This window comes from Providencia sp. PROV130 (assembly GCF_028482225.1).
Lineage (GTDB): Bacteria > Pseudomonadota > Gammaproteobacteria > Enterobacterales > Enterobacteriaceae > Providencia > Providencia rettgeri.
The window spans coordinates 178,164-195,516 of sequence record NZ_JAMPQC010000005.1 but is presented as its reverse complement, the minus strand read 5'-3'; the positions used below and the strand labels follow the sequence as shown (position 1 = coordinate 195,516).

14 protein-coding genes are annotated in these 17,353 nt (G+C 33.2%); 6 read left to right on the top strand and 8 right to left on the bottom strand.

Features of this window, described 5'->3' with window-relative positions; all coding sequences use genetic code 11:
- Window positions 1-233 precede the first annotated feature (233 nt).
- The 8 genes from PSF28_RS04805 to PSF28_RS04775 form a co-directional block, all read right to left on the bottom strand.
- Window positions 234-728: a FidL-like protein gene (locus tag PSF28_RS04805; protein WP_272684727.1), complete on the bottom strand. Its 495-nt coding sequence runs from the start codon at window positions 726-728 to the stop codon at window positions 234-236.
- A gap of 420 nt (window positions 729-1,148) precedes the next feature.
- Window positions 1,149-1,424, bottom strand: a complete 276-nt coding sequence (locus PSF28_RS23635) for a winged helix-turn-helix domain-containing protein (protein ID WP_442958801.1) — start codon at window positions 1,422-1,424, stop codon at window positions 1,149-1,151.
- A 543-nt stretch (window positions 1,425-1,967) separates the two neighbouring features.
- Complete coding sequence (locus PSF28_RS04800) at window positions 1,968-2,597, bottom strand: fimbrial protein (RefSeq protein WP_371031638.1); 630 nt, start codon at window positions 2,595-2,597, stop codon at window positions 1,968-1,970.
- A 142-nt stretch (window positions 2,598-2,739) separates the two neighbouring features.
- Window positions 2,740-4,356, bottom strand: a complete 1,617-nt coding sequence (locus PSF28_RS04795; protein ID WP_272684726.1) for a fimbrial protein — start codon at window positions 4,354-4,356, stop codon at window positions 2,740-2,742.
- 25 nt (window positions 4,357-4,381) lie between these two features.
- Window positions 4,382-6,877 (bottom strand): TcfC E-set like domain-containing protein, encoded by a 2,496-nt coding sequence (locus tag PSF28_RS04790; protein WP_210840332.1) that lies wholly within the window; start codon window positions 6,875-6,877, stop codon window positions 4,382-4,384.
- 19 nt (window positions 6,878-6,896) lie between these two features.
- Complete coding sequence (locus tag PSF28_RS04785; protein WP_198641856.1) at window positions 6,897-7,580, bottom strand: hypothetical protein; 684 nt, start codon at window positions 7,578-7,580, stop codon at window positions 6,897-6,899.
- Window positions 7,581-7,674: 94 nt separating this feature from the next.
- A complete protein-coding gene (gene ecpA, locus PSF28_RS04780; protein ID WP_004914448.1) occupies window positions 7,675-8,283 on the bottom strand; it encodes a common pilus major fimbrillin subunit EcpA in 609 nt (202 codons plus the stop codon).
- A gap of 97 nt (window positions 8,284-8,380) precedes the next feature.
- On the bottom strand, window positions 8,381-8,686 hold the full coding sequence (locus tag PSF28_RS04775; protein ID WP_004914446.1) for a helix-turn-helix domain-containing protein: 306 nt from the start codon (window positions 8,684-8,686) through the stop codon (window positions 8,381-8,383).
- Window positions 8,687-10,593: 1,907 nt separating this feature from the next.
- Here PSF28_RS04775 and PSF28_RS04770 point away from each other — a divergent pair.
- The 6 genes from PSF28_RS04770 to PSF28_RS04745 all read left to right on the top strand — a co-directional run bounded on the left by PSF28_RS04770 (window position 10,594) and on the right by PSF28_RS04745 (window position 17,279).
- Window positions 10,594-10,914, top strand: a complete 321-nt coding sequence (locus tag PSF28_RS04770; protein ID WP_272684725.1) for a helix-turn-helix domain-containing protein — start codon at window positions 10,594-10,596, stop codon at window positions 10,912-10,914.
- Window positions 10,915-11,048: 134 nt separating this feature from the next.
- The gene (ecpA, locus tag PSF28_RS04765) at window positions 11,049-11,654 is read left to right on the top strand and encodes a common pilus major fimbrillin subunit EcpA (protein WP_004914437.1); all 606 of its coding nucleotides are present in this window, start codon (window positions 11,049-11,051) and stop codon (window positions 11,652-11,654) included.
- A 90-nt stretch (window positions 11,655-11,744) separates the two neighbouring features.
- Complete coding sequence (locus PSF28_RS04760) at window positions 11,745-12,428, top strand: hypothetical protein (protein ID WP_272684724.1); 684 nt, start codon at window positions 11,745-11,747, stop codon at window positions 12,426-12,428.
- Between the two features lie 19 nt (window positions 12,429-12,447).
- Entirely contained in the window at window positions 12,448-14,946 is a 2,499-nt protein-coding gene (locus PSF28_RS04755; protein ID WP_272684723.1) for a TcfC E-set like domain-containing protein, read from the top strand.
- Window positions 14,947-14,956: 10 nt separating this feature from the next.
- Entirely contained in the window at window positions 14,957-16,570 is a 1,614-nt protein-coding gene (locus PSF28_RS04750) for a fimbrial protein (RefSeq protein ID WP_210839989.1), read from the top strand.
- Entirely contained in the window at window positions 16,557-17,279 is a 723-nt protein-coding gene (locus PSF28_RS04745; RefSeq protein ID WP_272684722.1) for a fimbrial protein, read from the top strand. Before PSF28_RS04750 ends, PSF28_RS04745 begins: the two co-directional genes overlap by 14 nt.
- Window positions 17,280-17,353 lie beyond the last annotated feature (74 nt).

The following is a 17,353-nucleotide window of genomic DNA, read 5'->3' as shown; positions in this document are numbered from 1 at the left end:
ATAAAAGTAATTATTTATATTTTTACATAAAATTACAGAAAGTATTTATAGATTAAGTTGAAATGGTGACTTATTAAGGGTTGAGCTAGTACTTATCGATAGGTAGCATATAAATTTAATTCTAGATAAAAGTATAATCAAACCTAATTAGTTGGAGAGAAATAGAAATGATAATAAGAAGCAAAGATGCAATACTTGCTATTCTCTAAACTTTATAATTGGAACGCTATATATTAAATTGTATTTAATTTGGCTTGTCTGCTACAGACAAAATAAGGGCCAAACGAACTTGAAAAAAGGTACCAATCAGGTGTTATTTCATCAATTTCTACATATGCAATTGAATTTAGGTTGAATGCTTTGAAATATTTTTCGAATATATCATCAGGAACATTATCATTTGTGGATTTTCTGTCATAACTTATGGTTAATTTTAAGTCTTTTATATATTTTCTTGATGATTGATTGAAATGAACAACTCGATTGACAGTATACATCTTATCAGTTGTAATTGTTCCTAATAATTTAATATACCCACTGTTATCATTGTTTTTTACTAATTTCATATCTAGCAAATATGATGATTTATTATTAGCCAATATGAAATTAGAGGAAACAGTTGCTTCGCAATATTGCGCTTGGTTTTTTTCTAAATTCAAATTAAACAACAAGAAAATGATGATTAATGAAAATAATAGTATCAATGAGTATAATGTTTTATTAGTCATTTTTTTCCTGCCAGTTTATTCTTGTTGAAATGCAATCTTTGTTTTTTTTGCATTTTACTAATAAGCTATGTTTGTTTTTTCCTAAGTTTTGTATGTTGTTGTAATAATAAAAGATATCAGAATCTTCACAGGTTAAGTTAAAATCAATTGCTTGTTTGCCTATTGTATCACTTATGTTTTTTTCATAGTTATCTTTGAACCCATAAACGGGACAATCGCCAATTGTGCTAATTTTGTATGATTGTATTGATGTATATGGGTATTTTACTGCATAAATTTGATTTACAAGGTAAATAATCACCAAAAGTAAAAAAACACTAATTATCAATAATGTTTTTTTAATAATATGATTTTTATTACTAAGTACTAGTGATTTGGCAGATTTATTGCTTGAAGTGGGAGGGTTAGCTAGGCTTTTCTCTATTTTGTTATTGAACTTGGCAATCGATTCTTCAATTTGGATTTCAGAAGAGATAACAAGGCCTTTTTTGATATGCTTAGAATCGCATTTTCAACTAAAAGCTGTTGATGTAATACTTTCCTTAATGTACTAATGTATTGGTTAAGCGTGTTTATCGAAACTTTTAAGTCATATTTATTTAGTATTTTTTTTAGTATCTCTTCGCGAGTGATAGTCGTTTTGTTATTTTGAATTAGTATTATAAAGATATAGTTCAATACGGGGGTTAATTTCATTACACTGAGTTCTGTGTCCACCCTAAATATTTCACCTAAGTCAGAATTATATTTTATTATGTTATTCAGTATATATATCATACATGACTCTTATTTAGTTATTAAAATATGTGCTTAATTTGGTCACTTTTAGCTAACATGATAGTCATTGATTTTAAAGTAATTATATCAGTGTAATATACTACTCTTTTTTTGAGAAGAAAATATGAAAATAAATTTTTGTTTATAATTATTGGTTATATATGTAATGGTGAAAAATTTCAGTGTATCGTATTAATGAAACTGACATTTTTTGTTTTGATGTTTTATATGTAGGCAAAAAACAGTATTAATCACTATTTCAAGTCATAGGTATCTAAATTAATTTGCTTTTTTAATAAGCTGAAACAATTTTTCATAACTGAGTTTTATGAATTTTTAATACCTTTAAGTAATTATAGATACAGAGTACCTATCGAATAATGATTAGATAATTCAATTTTTATTTAAACAGTAGCATAGTTAAATTTGATAGTCTTTTTAATTGATTGATATCATTGGTTCTTATGTGCAATTACCAATTGGGTAATATTTATCAAAGATAACAATATATTTACGACTTTTCTTTTTAAGACGCTCATCTTTAGACTCTTGGCCTGGTAATAAGTAAAATACATAAGGTTCGGAATCATCATTAGCATCACAGTTTTCATGTAAGAGCACTCTAAAATAGGTATTCCCCGTATTTTTTAGAATACGAGTACTTGGATTAAGGTCATATTTGAAGTCTGGTTTTTTGGGTCTTACAACGAAATAGGTTTCTAGGCTAACCGTTGGGTAAAATAAAGGTCGCTTTTTTTGTTCATCATCATTACGCATATCAAGAGGCGTTTCGCTAATGATGATTTTATAATAGCGCTCAGTCTCATCGGTTTCTCCTCGATAAAAAATTTTAAAAAACTCTTGTTCTCCAGGTAATAAAATTTTCTTCAATGGAGTAAAAATAATCTCGCCATTATGGAGAGGTGTTCCATGTTCTTGGTTACCTGGTTTATCAATTTTGTAGGCACTAAAATTATATAAATTAGTTTTATCTGTGTCATTGATGTATGGCTTAGAAAAAAACTCTTGTCCTGACTCCATCGAAGAAATATCTGCATTGATATATAAAGCAACAGCGCTATTGCAAAGCATTGATAGCACAATCAAGAATAGGATTTTAAGTAAATAAAATGGTTTCATATTAAAAATTCAAGCCAAAGTTTAAGTGTATATGAGGTTCAATAAAAGGGCCACTTGAGCTTTTACAAGTCGCCCTATAAGTCGTCACTAGATATTATTGAATATCGGGTCCAGTCCAAATTGCTTTGACAGTTATTGTGCCACTTGCAGAAACGGTTCCTAACCAATCAATGCCATCTAATGTAAAAAATGATTCAGAGTCATTCATTGGGAATGATAAATCTAAGTTAGTCCGATAAAAAGATCCTAAATCCTCATTAGGCTTATCCCATGGTGTTTCAGACCATAATGCATTTTTTAATGAAACTTCATTGCTATCACAACTTGCTCGGTGTGATTCTTTAGCGCCATTTTCATTTTTAAATGAAAGATAAGCGGAAAAAGGGACATTAAGTTTATTATCGCTCGAGGTAAATAAACAGTATGATTGTCCTTTTAATGTTGTGTTTGGTCCTTCAACTTTTGCTGTAATAGAATCCGCTTGTCTTGGGCCGCTAGTTGTGACGATATAATTAAATTCTATTGGTGGTTCATCATTGCCGACTTTGCCCGTTTTCGATTGGTTTGGGTTAAAATCTGCAGGAATAATGCTGATTCCATAATCCCTCGGTTTAATTATTAAGAAATTTGAAGGCGTAAATTCATAAAATCCCGATTGAGGAAGTGGCGATTGAAAACCAAAAGTATACACGCTATCAGCGAGTGTGACGGTTGAATTAGGTGAAGCATCAACAATTGACTTTAGATACTCATTTGAGAGAAAAACCTCAATATTTTGCGAACCATTATTAAAGATCTCTGACATATTTGTTGTTGAGGACCAATTCGTCCAGCGTGTGCTGTTACTCCCTTTATATTGAATAAGTGCAGCTCGGGGGTCCCTAGCTAAGCCTAATTTTGCACTATCAATATACATACGAACTGTAAATGTACCGCCGATAGATTGCCCTTGGGTTTCTAATTCAACTAACTTACAAATAATTCCAGATGCATTTCCAACAATTCCTGTCGAGCAAAAGTTAGAACCAAGTCCAATAGTTGGATTGCCATTGCTATCCACAAAGACTTCTTGTAAGGCTCCTGTTCCTTTTAGAATAATATTGCCTTTTTTATTGGTTGGAATGTAATGTTGTTGTGTTGTTGTTCTTCCGCCACTCGTCATACAGGTTGCGTTACTTAAATCATAATCATCGCGGCTTGTACAGGTTCTTAAATCAAAAGTATATTCTGTTCCTGGTGGTATTTCGGCTAACCAGCGATAAAAAGATTCAGAAAATATCGGTCTTGAATATCCAGATTCACCCGGTGTTCCTGTTTGTTGGATTTTATACGCACCATTATCTCGTAACTGCTGAGCTGACCAATAAGAAGTCGCTGGGCAATTTCGGTTATTTGTCATGCAACGATTCCCGATAAAAGGTTGGCTTACGGGAGAATTTTCTAACCAAATATCACCTGTATTATAAGTTGAGCTAAAAGGTGTTCCTGTATATCCCATATAACCTAAGCTGTATTGCCTATTGCGCTGGTATTTTGTGAATACATTTGAGCCCGAGAAGCGCGGGTCAACTCTATTAGCAACAATAAAGAATTCGTTATCAACTTGGTTTTCGACAATGACATACTCTTGTAATGGTGCTGTTGCAGAAAACGAATTCGGTATTAGAGCCGAAAATGAAATAAAAAGTGCTGTTATCGATAATAATCGCATATTAAATTAGCCTTTAAAGTGATAATTAACGTTTAGCAAATGCTTCTTGAGGTTCACATGTCACCTCACCGACCCACAATGCACCACGTGCACCTTGAAGGTTTAAATCTGCTTCACAAATTGTTTGCTGATCATCTTGTAATAACGATATCACTGGATATCGGACGTCAACATCCATGGAAAACTCACCATTTTGATCTGTTTTTGTGCGACCAATATGATTTCGAATTGAGGCATATTTTATATATTCACCATTTGGTGATTTCAGACGGCCAAATACCGTAACTAATTGCCTTACCTCTGGTTGATAAAGAGCAATGTTTCCTGGGTATAATGTGACGGATTTATTTCGCCCTGAGACAATATCAAAGCTGTCTTTTGATTTTCCGTCATTCATTAATTGAATGTCATAATCCGAATAAGGGGATAGTGGAATAAAGGTATTTTTTCCGCTAATTGGGTAATTCTGCCCATTTACTTTTGCGACCATGCTGCCGCTACCTTTTATATCAGAATTAATAATGACACCTGATTTGCCTTGCTGCCCACTTGGCATGATCATGCCGTCGCTATATGCCACTGAGCCACGAGAGGTTAAGTTGCCATTAAGCCTGTTATTATCGGGGCGATTAATCGTCACGGTACCTGAATTATATTTAGTATCATAGGAAGCATAGCCTAATGTTGAAAAATTGGATTCACCATTATCTTTATCTCGGACTAATTTGGAGACAGAAACCCCTGCATTAGTAATCACCGAATCTTCAAAATTTTTATTCGCATAAATATTCGCTTTCACATTACCATTTGTTGAGGAAACACCTGTACTCAACCATGTTGATAAAGGTAAGGAAAAATCGAGGTTAATATATTTTTCGTTGGTACTATTTTGATTATCATAATGATAACGTTGTACACCTGCTCTTAGCCCCACGGTTCCATAACGGCCAGAGAATAATGTATTTGCATATTCATAGTTAATTGAATCACTGCCAATACGACGATCTTTAGTATTACTAATAGTCAGTGACCCAGTTCTATCAATTATTTTGTCAAAATTAATGGTTCCGCCATAAGAATAACTGTCAGCATCATAAAGTGGTAAATCACCGCTCACGACAGTTTTTTCTTTTGATGCCCATAAAGAACCGTAACCTTCTGGTATATTGACAGAAAGAGTCGCAATGTTACGATAACTGCCATGGTTTTCTAGCATGCCTTGCCAGTTAACTGAGATATAGTTATTTAAAGCCGCATTGATACTCGTTTCTTGTACAACAAATTTATCAAACCCATAATTTGACATTTGAAAACGCACGCCAGACAACACTGGGAAGTTATAAGCGAAAGAGGCTCCGATTAAATGGCTTTTACCAGGAGTTTGACTTGTTGAGCCTTCATTTCTTACATAATGACGCTTATCAAAGTCAATATAACCACCATAAATTTCCCAATTGAGTTTATCAAAACCGCCAGTTATCGCGCCGAAGGATTTATTAATTGTTTGGTTTTGTGTTGTGACAATTTTGCCATCGACAACCGTCTCAATAGTGACGTCGTAAATGCCATAGGGCAGTACACTTGTATCAATTTCAAAATTACCCATGGGAAAATTTTGAATATTTAATAACTTACCTTGTCGATAAATACGTACTTCACCTGGGCTATTTAAAAAAGCATAAATCGGTGTGAGTGATTGCTGCTTATTTGTCACCATACTTGAGGAATTATTCCCTATTGATGCCGCATAAATTTTACTGCTGCTAAGGGCAGTTAAGCTGGCAATAGACTGCAAATTCCACGTACTCATTAGCCCAAGCGCAAAACGGAATCCGTTGAAATCACGCTCATACATTGCACGATACAGTTCAACATTAGAATTAGATTTTCCAATGCTATATGCTGATGCATTTACATTAAAGTGATGTTCTGCAGCTGCGAATAATGTATCTAAATTGAAATAACTACTGGATGTATCTTTTGAATCTTTAACACGGCTCTGAAATACCCCTAAATCATAGTTAGCTACTGCTGAAAATGAATTAACTGAAGAATTTCCTAGTACAGATTGCCGCGCATGTTCTTTTGGCGAAAAAGCAGCTTTATCAACATCTAATGATAAATTAAATGAAGAAATGTTTAATTGAAGAGTTGCATTATTATCAATAATAATGCCATTACTTTCATTAAAAATGGCATCCTTTTTTTCTTCAAGTTTATCGACTAGTAAATTATTTAGTTTCGCACCGTGCTCATTTTCAATGAGATGAATACTTGATAATTTAATATTATCATGATCGATTACAATAACTGCATCTGCAATTTTGCTTTCGCTCTGATTGGTTACCGTATCATCATTTAGTCGTAAAAAAACAGGTACAGACATTCCTTCTTCCAATGCACTAACAAATGCAGGAGGAATAATATATCCACCGATCTTAACGCTTTTCATTTCATTGGCATTAATCGTATTCGAAAAAATAATACTTAATATTGATAAAGCAATAGCACTTTTACGCATAATTTAAGTCCATTCTTAATTATTTGACAACAATGAACTCTCCTTTGTGCCAAATACCTACGCTTGATTTTTTATTTGTGACATCGACAAATTGTAATTTGACGGCTAAATTTGGCATGAGGTAATAACGCTCGCGACAAATACCATCCACTCCGTATTTTTGTTTTTCTGCTAAACAAGGGCCTGAAGCCACTACACGGAAGGTGCTGTTTCCAGTATTTGAAACTTGGGAATTAGAATATTTATAATTAAAGTTTTCAATTCTTGGTGCGACAACGAGAATTGTGCTAATTGTTGCCGATGTTGTTGCTGATGCCGATTTCGCACTTTGTGTAACACCACTCTCGCCAATAGGATCATCTTTCCAATTTAATCGATAGTAACGTTCTTTATTATCTTTTGGACCTTGATAAATTATCTTAAATATATCTTTTGCATGCCCAGGAAGAATTAAGTTAGCAGGTGTTGATAATATTTCATTGGGATCAGTAATTGGAATTACTTTTCCAGTATCAAGTGGTGAATCTATTTTTTCTATCGTTAAATTTACCAATCTTGCCGTATCTACTGTATTTTCAATTTCTTTAGATAATGTGTCTTCATCCGATGATATTATTTCAGTGATGTTTCCCACATTGACAGCAAAACTGCTTTTTAATGGTAACCATGATAATAAAATTAATGCTAATGTTATCTTTTTCATAATCATAAATCTCTAAAATGAATGACGATAAAGATATTATTTCCCTATAGTATCTTTATCGTAATATTTAGTTATCTAATAAGGGGATATTGAATTAAGGAGCTGGCGTAAACTCACCGTCCCAAGTTGCAGTAAATTGAACTTTCACATCACCATCCCATGTACCGTCAGTCAGTGCTTTAAAGTCAGTCGCTGCGCCATCAGCTTCAGCGCCAGCAATAACAAAGGTGAATTCACCGCGATCTGCTGCACGCTCAGAGCCATTATAGATACCATCAGCCGCTAAATTATCTAAACCAGAAGTTAAACCAGTTGATGTATCAATTAATACTAAATCATTATTTTTAGTCAGATCTTCACCATTCCATTTAACGCCAACAGTTAATTTAGAATCGTCGGTAGTTCTTGCTAATGTATTAGCAATAATTTTTGATGCTAATTTAAAATCTGTTGCACCAGCTTGGCCTTGAATAGCAATATCAAATGCGCCATTTTGTTGATTAAAGCTTTTTTGGCCTTCGGCATAATTAAAGGTTAAACTTCTTAATGGAGTCACAACTAACATACTTGTCGTGTCTTTAATTGCAGTTGCTTGCCATGTTGCTGTTGCTTGAGCGGTACGTGTATCTGCATTTGCAACGGTAGCAAAAGAAGCTGCAATAATTGTTGATAACAATACAGAAGCCATTTTTTTATTTAACATACTAATCTCTCTTTTTATATTGATAGAAAACAATAGTAAAAATAGTTATTTAATTTTTACATATTGATATGGTTTTATTGAATTTAAAATGAAAGGTTTAAATATCTTTCATGCTATTTAGTAATATTGCGATTGTTTTTTTACTTAAATTTATATTGTTTCTTTTATTTTCTTCAGAGAAACAATCAATATAGTAAATCATTTCAATCCATCTTTTGTCTAAAACAGTTAAGATTTCATTTAATTGATCTAGCGATAATGAACTGGTGCCAGTTTCATAGCGAGATACCTGTTGTTGGCTAATGTTAATTAATTCTGCCAACTGTTTTCCTGTCATGTTTTTTTCTTTGCGTGATTTTCGTAAATAATTTCCTACATGACTACTAATTATATTAGCTTTCATTTTTTCAGCCTCTAATATTAATAGATCTATTTATGTGATATTCGTTAGCTCACTCGCTTGCTTAATTGAGTGTTATAATAAATACATTAAAAAAAGAGTAAATGGCAGGATTTCTATTAAAGATTTACTTTTAATAGGTTTTTTCTATTAACTCTATTTTTTTTAGCATTATTTAATTAAAAAATATCTCTTCACCAGTTTAATTGGTTAAAAATACACTTCATAATGTTGAAAACAGGGTATTAAACAAAAAAATACACCAAATAAGTGTAAAATTATTATAATTGTTAACAAATGTATATTTAATTAAGAAGTATAAAGAATCCACATTGAAAGTTACAATTTATTACAATTAAAGAGAGGAAAGAATTTAGAATAAAGGTAGGAAACCAGTTATATTGGTAAAGCTATAATTTGTAATATGTATTTAATCCTCTTATCTATTAATAACTCAGTTAACTAATTTAATGTGTATGATGTTAAAATCCCACTTTGATAATTAGATATATGATATAACATCAATGTCTATTAAATGGATAAATATAAGATAAAACAAATAGTTGGTTCGCTTTGTCTACTATAGTATCAATTTTCTATATCATGATCCTATTGTGGTACATAGGGGTTAGAGCTAATACTTCGCCCTACAGACCAGCTTATCTTGTATAATTTTATAAGGTACTTGGCCAGTAATTGTTGAATCAGGGATGAAGTATTATATTCTCCAGTGCCTCTCATTTTAATTTTGGTAATATCGAATGTGATGCTTTATGGATGTTTATAGTGAGTTATTGAAATAGTCAGTGCTAAGATTCCCTTCTTGCCAATTAAATGGCTCAATGCATACAGATTCTGAAGTGCCTAATCTATACGGCTTGTTTTAGACCCAATTTATCACTTAAAGCTACGCTACTTATAAATTAGATATAACTATCTACATAACAGCTAGCCTAGATTTTAATCCTTTCTTTTGCACCTAGCTTTCCACTAGAGATTATGCTTTTGGGTATAGTAACAGAGCATAAGAATGTCTGTTAGTAAAAACGTTGGTTGTTAGAAGTGCGTAAGCTATCTATGCATGATGAGTAATATCGATAAACTTTCTGGAATAGCGAGCCAGATTATTTTTTGAACGATTTTCTTTTTCTTCTTGGTAAGTGTGAATTATAATTTATAAACGTTACTATTTTTCTTTGGTATAAATAGAACAAAATAGATGGTTTTTTGTGCTTTATTTGAAGGGTTGAAATGATGTTTTTTTTATATCATTGATGAACTGTTTCAGTAGGGATAGTTATTATACTCATTAATTTTTATTTTTTTAATTCTTTAAAAAAATAAAAATTAATGAGTATGTTTTGATATGAATCAATAAAAATAGCATACTCGATCTTAACGCTAATCAATGAGCATTTTATAGCGAAAAATCCTCAATACTCATATTAAGCGTTATTTTAAATTACAAGTAATACATTGTATTCCAAATTGTAACAAAATGAAACTTGGCATTAATTAGCGTGTCACTGTAATCTATATTGTTTTATAAGTAATAATACTTGCAACATATTATAGTAATAGCAGCAACAATATCATCACATTTAAAATTAATCTATTAATCACATAGTTACTTATCATTTTTCTACTCCAATTGCGTGTTTTATTCGGTTGTATATCTCAAAATATGGGTGCAAAAAAATATTAAAAAGCTCAGGCCTATTGATTTTAATTCTATTGATAGGTTTAAACATTTTTACACGTTTTTTATTCAATTTATATTATTAAGCATAAATTAGTAGTTAATGAATTATCACTAGAATAATTTAACCTATTAAATAAATATATTAATGATTATCATTTAATAAAAATTAAATTTGGTTTTATATATCGGGGAAATTTTGGAAATGCTTATGGAAGTAAATAGGTTGAGTTATTATGCGGGAATATTTTTAAGGAAATCTAGAAAGGAAAAGAATTTGACGGGTAAGCAATTAGCAAAGCTAATGCATGTTAGTCAACAACAAATATCTCGTTATGAAACAGGAAAAACATCATTAACAATAGACCAATTAAGCCATCTTTTAGATCTCTTAGATAAGAATTGGGTTGAGCTTATTTTATTTGTTCAAAGCGAATGTGATATTGATATAAAATTGGAAAAAGAAAAAAGTAAAAGAAATTACTTATTAAGTAATTATTTGATTGATAATTTAGTAAATAAAAAACAGTAATGTTATTTTAATTTTTTTTAGCTCTATTCTATAGTAGTCAAGATTATGTTTTATAAAAAACACAGTTAAAAGTGTTTTTTATACTAAGTAATTTTTCATTTGTTGTATATTGAATTTAAATTAGAGAGAATAAAATGTTTAATAAGAAAATATCATCTGTATTATTATCTGGGGTTATTGCTGCTTCTTTTGCTACCGTTGCAAATGCAGATACACGTACCGCTCAAGCAACAGCAACATGGCAAGCGACTGCAATTAAAGACACGACAAGCATGTTAGTTGTGACTCCACTAAAAAGCTTAACTTTTAATTACGCCGAAGGCCAAAAAAGCTTTAATCAGCAAAATGGTGCATTCGATGTCGCTATTCAAGGACAATCCGGCGCAACTGACTTTAAATTAACATCTAAAATTATTGCTAATACATTAGCAAGAACTACCGACGATTCTACATTAGAAGTTGGCGTTAAATGGAATGGTACTGATTTAAACACCGCTACGGATACTACGTTAATCAGCGTTGCTGACGGTATTACTTCAGGTTTAGATAATTTAGCGGCTGATGGTGTTTATAATAGCTCAGATCGTGCAACAGATCGCGGTGAGTTCACCTTTGTTATTGCTAAAGCTAAAGCAGCAGGCGCAGTCGCTGAGTTTAAAGACTTAGATGATGGTGTTTGGGATGGTGATGTGAAAGTCCAGTTTACTGCAAACTGGGAAGGAACTTTTGTTACTCCATAATTTTTTATTAATTAAATAAAAAATCCTTTGTTACGATAAAGATAATATAAGGATATAGAGTCTTTATCGTTTTTTATTTTGAGTTTTATTATGAAAAAAACAACAATAGCAGTTATTCTATTATCAATTCTCCCACTAAAAAACACCTTGGCTGTTAATGTTGGTAATATCACGGAAATTATTTCATCTGATGAAAATTCACTTTCTAAGGAAATTGAAAATACAGTTGATGCGGCTAGATTAGTAAACTTAACGATAGAAAAAATAGATACGCCATTAGAACATGGAAAGGTAATTTCAACTAACGATCCTAACGAAATATTGTCAACACCAGCGAATATTATTCTTCCGGGGAATGCACGTGATGTATTTAAAGTTATCTACAATGGCCCGAAAGACGATAAGGAACGTTATTATCGGCTAAATTGGAAAGATGACCCAATTAGCGAAAGTGGGATTACGAAAAGTTCAAAATCAGCATCAGCAACAACATCAGCAACGATTAGTACAATACTTGTTGTTGCACCTAGAATAGAAAATTTCCAATACAAATATGAAAATCAAAAAGTTGCTAATTTAGGGAACAGTTCTTTTCGTGTTGTTGCTTCAGGACCCTGTTTACCTGAAAAAATAAATTTTGGTTCCGATGGGATCTGTAAAGAACGTTATTACTTGATGCCAAATTTAGCTGTAAAACTTCAGTTGGTTGATATAAATAATAAAAAAACAAGTGTTGGTATTTGGCACAAAGGTGATTTTATTGTGGTCAAATAGCTAATATTGGGTCTTAATTATGCATAAAAGTATTATTGCATTATCAATAATGAGCTTTATTTTTTCAAATGTTGTTTATGCTAAAGATATCAAGCGTATTAAAATTGGTGGGTATATTATTCCGCCAGCTTTTGTTATGGCACTGGAAGAGGGAATGTCAGTACCTGTTTTTTTACGATTAAATACTTCTAGAGAAAAAAATCAAAGTGAAGATAAAATTGCTGATGCCATCATTATTGTTGAACAAGGAAAAATTAAACTTGCGAATATTAATTTTATTGATAATAGCCAAGGGCCAAAGTTAAGCTCACTATTGATAGATGAATTAGAAAACAGTAAAGATAATTTTTTCAATGAATCAAATAATATTAAGATTGATAAAGATGCATTACTTCAGTTAGATATTTCTTCATTTAATTTGTCACTCAATGTTGACCAAGATGCTTTTGTGCCTAAAGAAAAAGTTAGGCAATTTTCTCTAGGTGACTCATCGGTAAATGATTTTTCTGCAGTAGCTAATTATGATTTAGGTGTTTTTGGAAGCCAGGTAAAAAAAGGGAAAAATTCATCGAGTAGCTATTTTAATTTAGATACTTTGTTGGCTATAGCCGAACACCACATTAACATTAATGCATCAGCCTACAGCATTGGTAAATCAAACTCTGATATTGAATTATATCGTGCTATGTATGAACGTGATTTTAATGGAATACGTTATGCGATTGGATTAATGAGTACGTGGAATTTACAGTCTATTGCGAGCCTAACTACTCTAAATAGCAGTAAAATTTATGCAGTTACACTAGGAAATAATGCATCTAGTGTCGTGGTGAATTCAAAATATTCGTTAACACCAATTTATGTATTTTTAAATAGTCCAGGTGAAGTTCGTATTTACCGTGATGGAAAGTTATTAAATATTCAAAATTTTCCGATGGGTAGCTTTGAAGTCGACACGAGTATTCTTCCATTTGGTATCTATGATGTCACGATTGAGACGGTTGTAGATGGTAAAATTTTGACGACTCAACATCAAACAATTAATAAATCCTTTGGAACTAGCGGCGCTAATTTTGAAAAGTTAAATTGGGAAGTCTATGGGGGATATGTTGATTTCGATAAGAAACGTTATGTAAGAGGAAAATATTCTAAACGTGAGCCACTGAAGCAAAGTTATTTAGTCGGTGCGTCCGTGGCAAAAGGTTTTCCTGTTTTATCTGGATTAAATATTCAGATGTCTAATTATGGCTATGACAATTTTTTAATTAATGAAAGCAGTATTAACTTTTCTTTAAATCAGTATGTCTCACTGTCTTGGCAGGGAATGATTGAAAACCATGGAAGCCATAGAAATATTGCTACGCTATCGACAAGTATACCTGATGGCTATGGATCTGTTTGGGCTTCGAAAGAAAAGGCCGTAGTAAAAGGTGAATTACCGATTTATGACTCTGATAGCTATTCTTATGGCGCAACTTTAAATTTTGACAAGGTATTTGAGCGAGCGGGAACATTCACTATTAGTAGTACAAAAGATAAACGCATTGGTAGTGATTCAATTAACTATGAATATTCAAATACATTATTTTCAGGCCGTTACGGCACTATTGGGTTAAGAACAGGCGTTCAGCGTTATCACTATGATGACCAAAAAAGTATGAATGAAAAATTTATTAGCCTCGATTTTTCATTACCTTTATCAACATGGTTGAGTACAGGTCTTTCATCGAGCAATGGCAATGTGAAAGCCAATATCTATGCGAATAAGAGCTTTGATGATTCGGTTATTACAAGTGTCGGAGGTTCGGTATCAAAGCTAGTTAAAGATAAAAATAACGGTGAGTCTAATATTTCAACAATGGGCTATGCCTCTTACGAGACTAAATATAACTCAGGTATGGTGACACTTAACCGGCCCGATAGTAATAGGCTTAATGGTAATTTGACGTCAAGAGGCTCAGTCGCTTATAGCAATGGAACTATTATGCCAAGTGGGCAGCAAGGGAAATCAGGTGTCATTATTAATTCGGATATTTATGGAGCTGGGAGTATGACTGCGCGTGTTAATGGGCAAAATTACCCTGTTAGTGGAGCAAATACCTTTATTCCATTATCACCTTATTCTGACTATGACATTCAATTAATGAATGATGCGAAATCTAAAGACAGTTTTGACATTGTCTCAGGGCGAAATAAGTCTGTCACATTATACCCTGGGAATATTGCTATTTATAAACCTGAAGTTAGGCAGCTCGTGACGGTATTTGGCCGTTTGAAATCGCCAACTGGCGAATTTATTAAATATGCGTCTATCCGTAACCATATTGGTCGAACAAAAACAGATCACAATGGTGAGTTTTCTATGGATGTCGATGTTCGCTACCCTGTTATTTCACTTCTACAAGAAGATGAGCAAACTATATGCGAAGCTGATTTGAATCTAGAGGGGGCCAGAGGTGCGTTATGGCTAGGGGATGTAACTTGTGACCCGCAAAGAACAGTCGCATTAAGGCAATGAGAGTTTCATGATGAATAAAAAATATTTCTTACTATTTTTGGCGAGTTGTTTGTTGAATGGCGTCTTTAGTTCTTCTGGCTTAGCTGTGGCTCTGAGTAATTCTTATGTGTTTATTGAAAATGGTGTTGATAATGAGTTTTTTGTAACACCAAGGTCTTTAGATCCTCGATTCACTGGCGCAAATAAATTTTCCCGTTATTCAGCAAGAAATCAAGAAAGCTTAGGTTATATGGGCTACACCAATACCTCGATTCGGGCCAACCAGAATGTAGATATTTGGTTTGAAAATTCACCGATTGATAGCCCATTTATTGGTAACCGCTGTATGCGTAATTACTGTAACCGCGATACGGGTTATTGGCCTGCACAATATATTGGTCGAAATGGTGCATATAAAATTGTGCAGGATAATACCTTGGGGGAAGGGGCATACGCGCGAGGTATTTTTAGTGAGTCAACATACCAATATTTTCAAAAACTGCCTATTGGTACCGTGGAAACTTATAGCTATCGTGCATGTATGACTGACTTAGATTATGACCCTGCAAAAGGGGAAAGTTGCCAAAGTGTTGGTGGGCGAATTATCGCATCTCATGAGTTTACAATGACGAAATCAGGGCATATTAAACTGAGTTCAACAGGAGCAATGCAAGAAGTTTATATTGATAGTAATGGTAATCCAAGCCTAGGTCCCGGGGAGCAATTTTGTCGTATTGGTATTGTTGCCAACGTGAACGGTTTAATTTGCCAAGTGGTAAAACATGAAACATCGGGGGATATTTTTGCGAATGTGTTGCTGACATTAAAAGTAAATTCAACATTAATTCCATTTACCCCTGCTGCTGCGTCAATAAAAATAGGCCCTGACGACGGTTCTAATGTTTGGCGAAATTACAACTCGGCTTATGCAGCGAACTCATATTTTAAAAGTTCAAATAACTATGTTTCTATCTTTTTTTCTAATACGTTTTTCAAACAATTAGTGACAAATAATATTGATTTCACCAATAGCCAAGACTTTTTTACGTTTTCGTTTACGAATCCTGCCGCTGCCCCACAGTCAGGCTATTATGAATTCACGCCATCGAACCAGTTAGTGATAAAGCCTAGGGACTACAGCATTAGTATTGTGCCAGCTGATTATATTCCTAACCCGTCAAAAACGGGGAAAATTGGCCCGGCGGAACCACCAATTGAGTTTAATTATATTGTGACGACAAGCGGCCCTCGACAAGCGGACTCGATCACTGCAAGAGTCGAGGGGCCGACAGTGAATGTTAACGGGCAAAATTTTTGTTTGTTCAGCTCCGATGATGACAAATTTCGTGTTCCGTTTTCAGCTTACTTATCATTTAAAAATACTTCAGGTATCGAAGAGTCTTATCGCTCAAATTGTGATGGTACGGAAATATCAATGAATAATGCGTTGTGGGCGGAAACTCCGTGGGATATTCCTAACCAAGATTTAGGGTCATTCTATCGTACTAATTTGGATTTACGTTTCCCAATGAATGATTCAAACTCATTATTTACGTTAGATGGCATCGATTGGTTAGGAACGGTGTCTGCGAGTGGAACGGTTGTCGTGAAAGCGATTTGGACGGGGCCAGATGTCCATTTATAAGGTTGGTGTGATTCGAACTCATAAGATGAAGTGTATAGTACCCCAACTATTGACTAGTGCGTTGTTGTTATTGCTTTTTTCATTTTTTGGTAAAGCCTATGCACTTTATTTGAGCTCAGATATTTCATCTTTAGAACCTAACAAAAGCTTTTTTTCAAAGTCCTATATCAATGACACGAAAAAGGTGAATTTATATACATTTAGCGCATACAAAATAGATAAGCCAGATAATAAAGAGCAAGGGAAGCCAATAGAAGAAGGGGAAATTATTTTTACCCCATTAAAAAAAATCGTATTACCCGGTGAGCAAGAGTATTTTAAGATTTTTTATCGCGGTAAAACGGATGACAAAGAGCGTTATTATAAGATTGTGATCAGCGAAACAGCGCTTGATGTGGAAACAGACTCTTCTCAGAATCAGCAATCTTTATTTTACCCCACAGTTAGTTTAGAAACCTATTTTGTGGTTAGGCCGAAAGATATTGAGTTTAAATATGTGATGGATGCAGATGCGGGCAGATTAAAAAATACGGGCAATACTTATTTTAGGGTGTTAGTTCATGAAAGCTGCGAAGTAAAGGATGATGAGCAGCCCTTAGTTCTTTATCTTTTACCACAACAAGAATTTCGCCATGAAGCTTTAAAGAAAAAAAGCCGTAAATACATTGTTATATTTGATAAATACCATTCTATAGGCAACTGCGATTAGCTGATTTAAAATTTCATATTATATGATTAGCCAGTAATATTTATTGTTACTGGTTTTTTCAATTCATGTTACTT

Coding starts and splice junctions, on each gene's coding strand:
- PSF28_RS04805 (WP_272684727.1), bottom strand. CDS start 728: ATGACTAATAAAACATTATACTCATTGATACTATTATTTTCATTAATC.
- PSF28_RS23635 (WP_442958801.1), bottom strand. CDS start 1,424: ATGAAATTAACCCCCGTATTGAACTATATCTTTATAATACTAATTCAA.
- PSF28_RS04800 (WP_371031638.1), bottom strand. CDS start 2,597: ATGCTTTGCAATAGCGCTGTTGCTTTATATATCAATGCAGATATTTCT.
- PSF28_RS04795 (WP_272684726.1), bottom strand. CDS start 4,356: ATGCGATTATTATCGATAACAGCACTTTTTATTTCATTTTCGGCTCTA.
- PSF28_RS04790 (WP_210840332.1), bottom strand. CDS start 6,877: ATGCGTAAAAGTGCTATTGCTTTATCAATATTAAGTATTATTTTTTCG.
- PSF28_RS04785 (WP_198641856.1), bottom strand. CDS start 7,580: ATGAAAAAGATAACATTAGCATTAATTTTATTATCATGGTTACCATTA.
- ecpA (WP_004914448.1), bottom strand. CDS start 8,283: ATGTTAAATAAAAAAATGGCTTCTGTATTGTTATCAACAATTATTGCA.
- PSF28_RS04775 (WP_004914446.1), bottom strand. CDS start 8,686: ATGAAAGCTAATATAATTAGTAGTCATGTAGGAAATTATTTACGAAAA.
- PSF28_RS04770 (WP_272684725.1), top strand. CDS start 10,594: ATGGAAGTAAATAGGTTGAGTTATTATGCGGGAATATTTTTAAGGAAA.
- ecpA (WP_004914437.1), top strand. CDS start 11,049: ATGTTTAATAAGAAAATATCATCTGTATTATTATCTGGGGTTATTGCT.
- PSF28_RS04760 (WP_272684724.1), top strand. CDS start 11,745: ATGAAAAAAACAACAATAGCAGTTATTCTATTATCAATTCTCCCACTA.
- PSF28_RS04755 (WP_272684723.1), top strand. CDS start 12,448: ATGCATAAAAGTATTATTGCATTATCAATAATGAGCTTTATTTTTTCA.
- PSF28_RS04750 (WP_210839989.1), top strand. CDS start 14,957: ATGAATAAAAAATATTTCTTACTATTTTTGGCGAGTTGTTTGTTGAAT.
- PSF28_RS04745 (WP_272684722.1), top strand. CDS start 16,557: ATGTCCATTTATAAGGTTGGTGTGATTCGAACTCATAAGATGAAGTGT.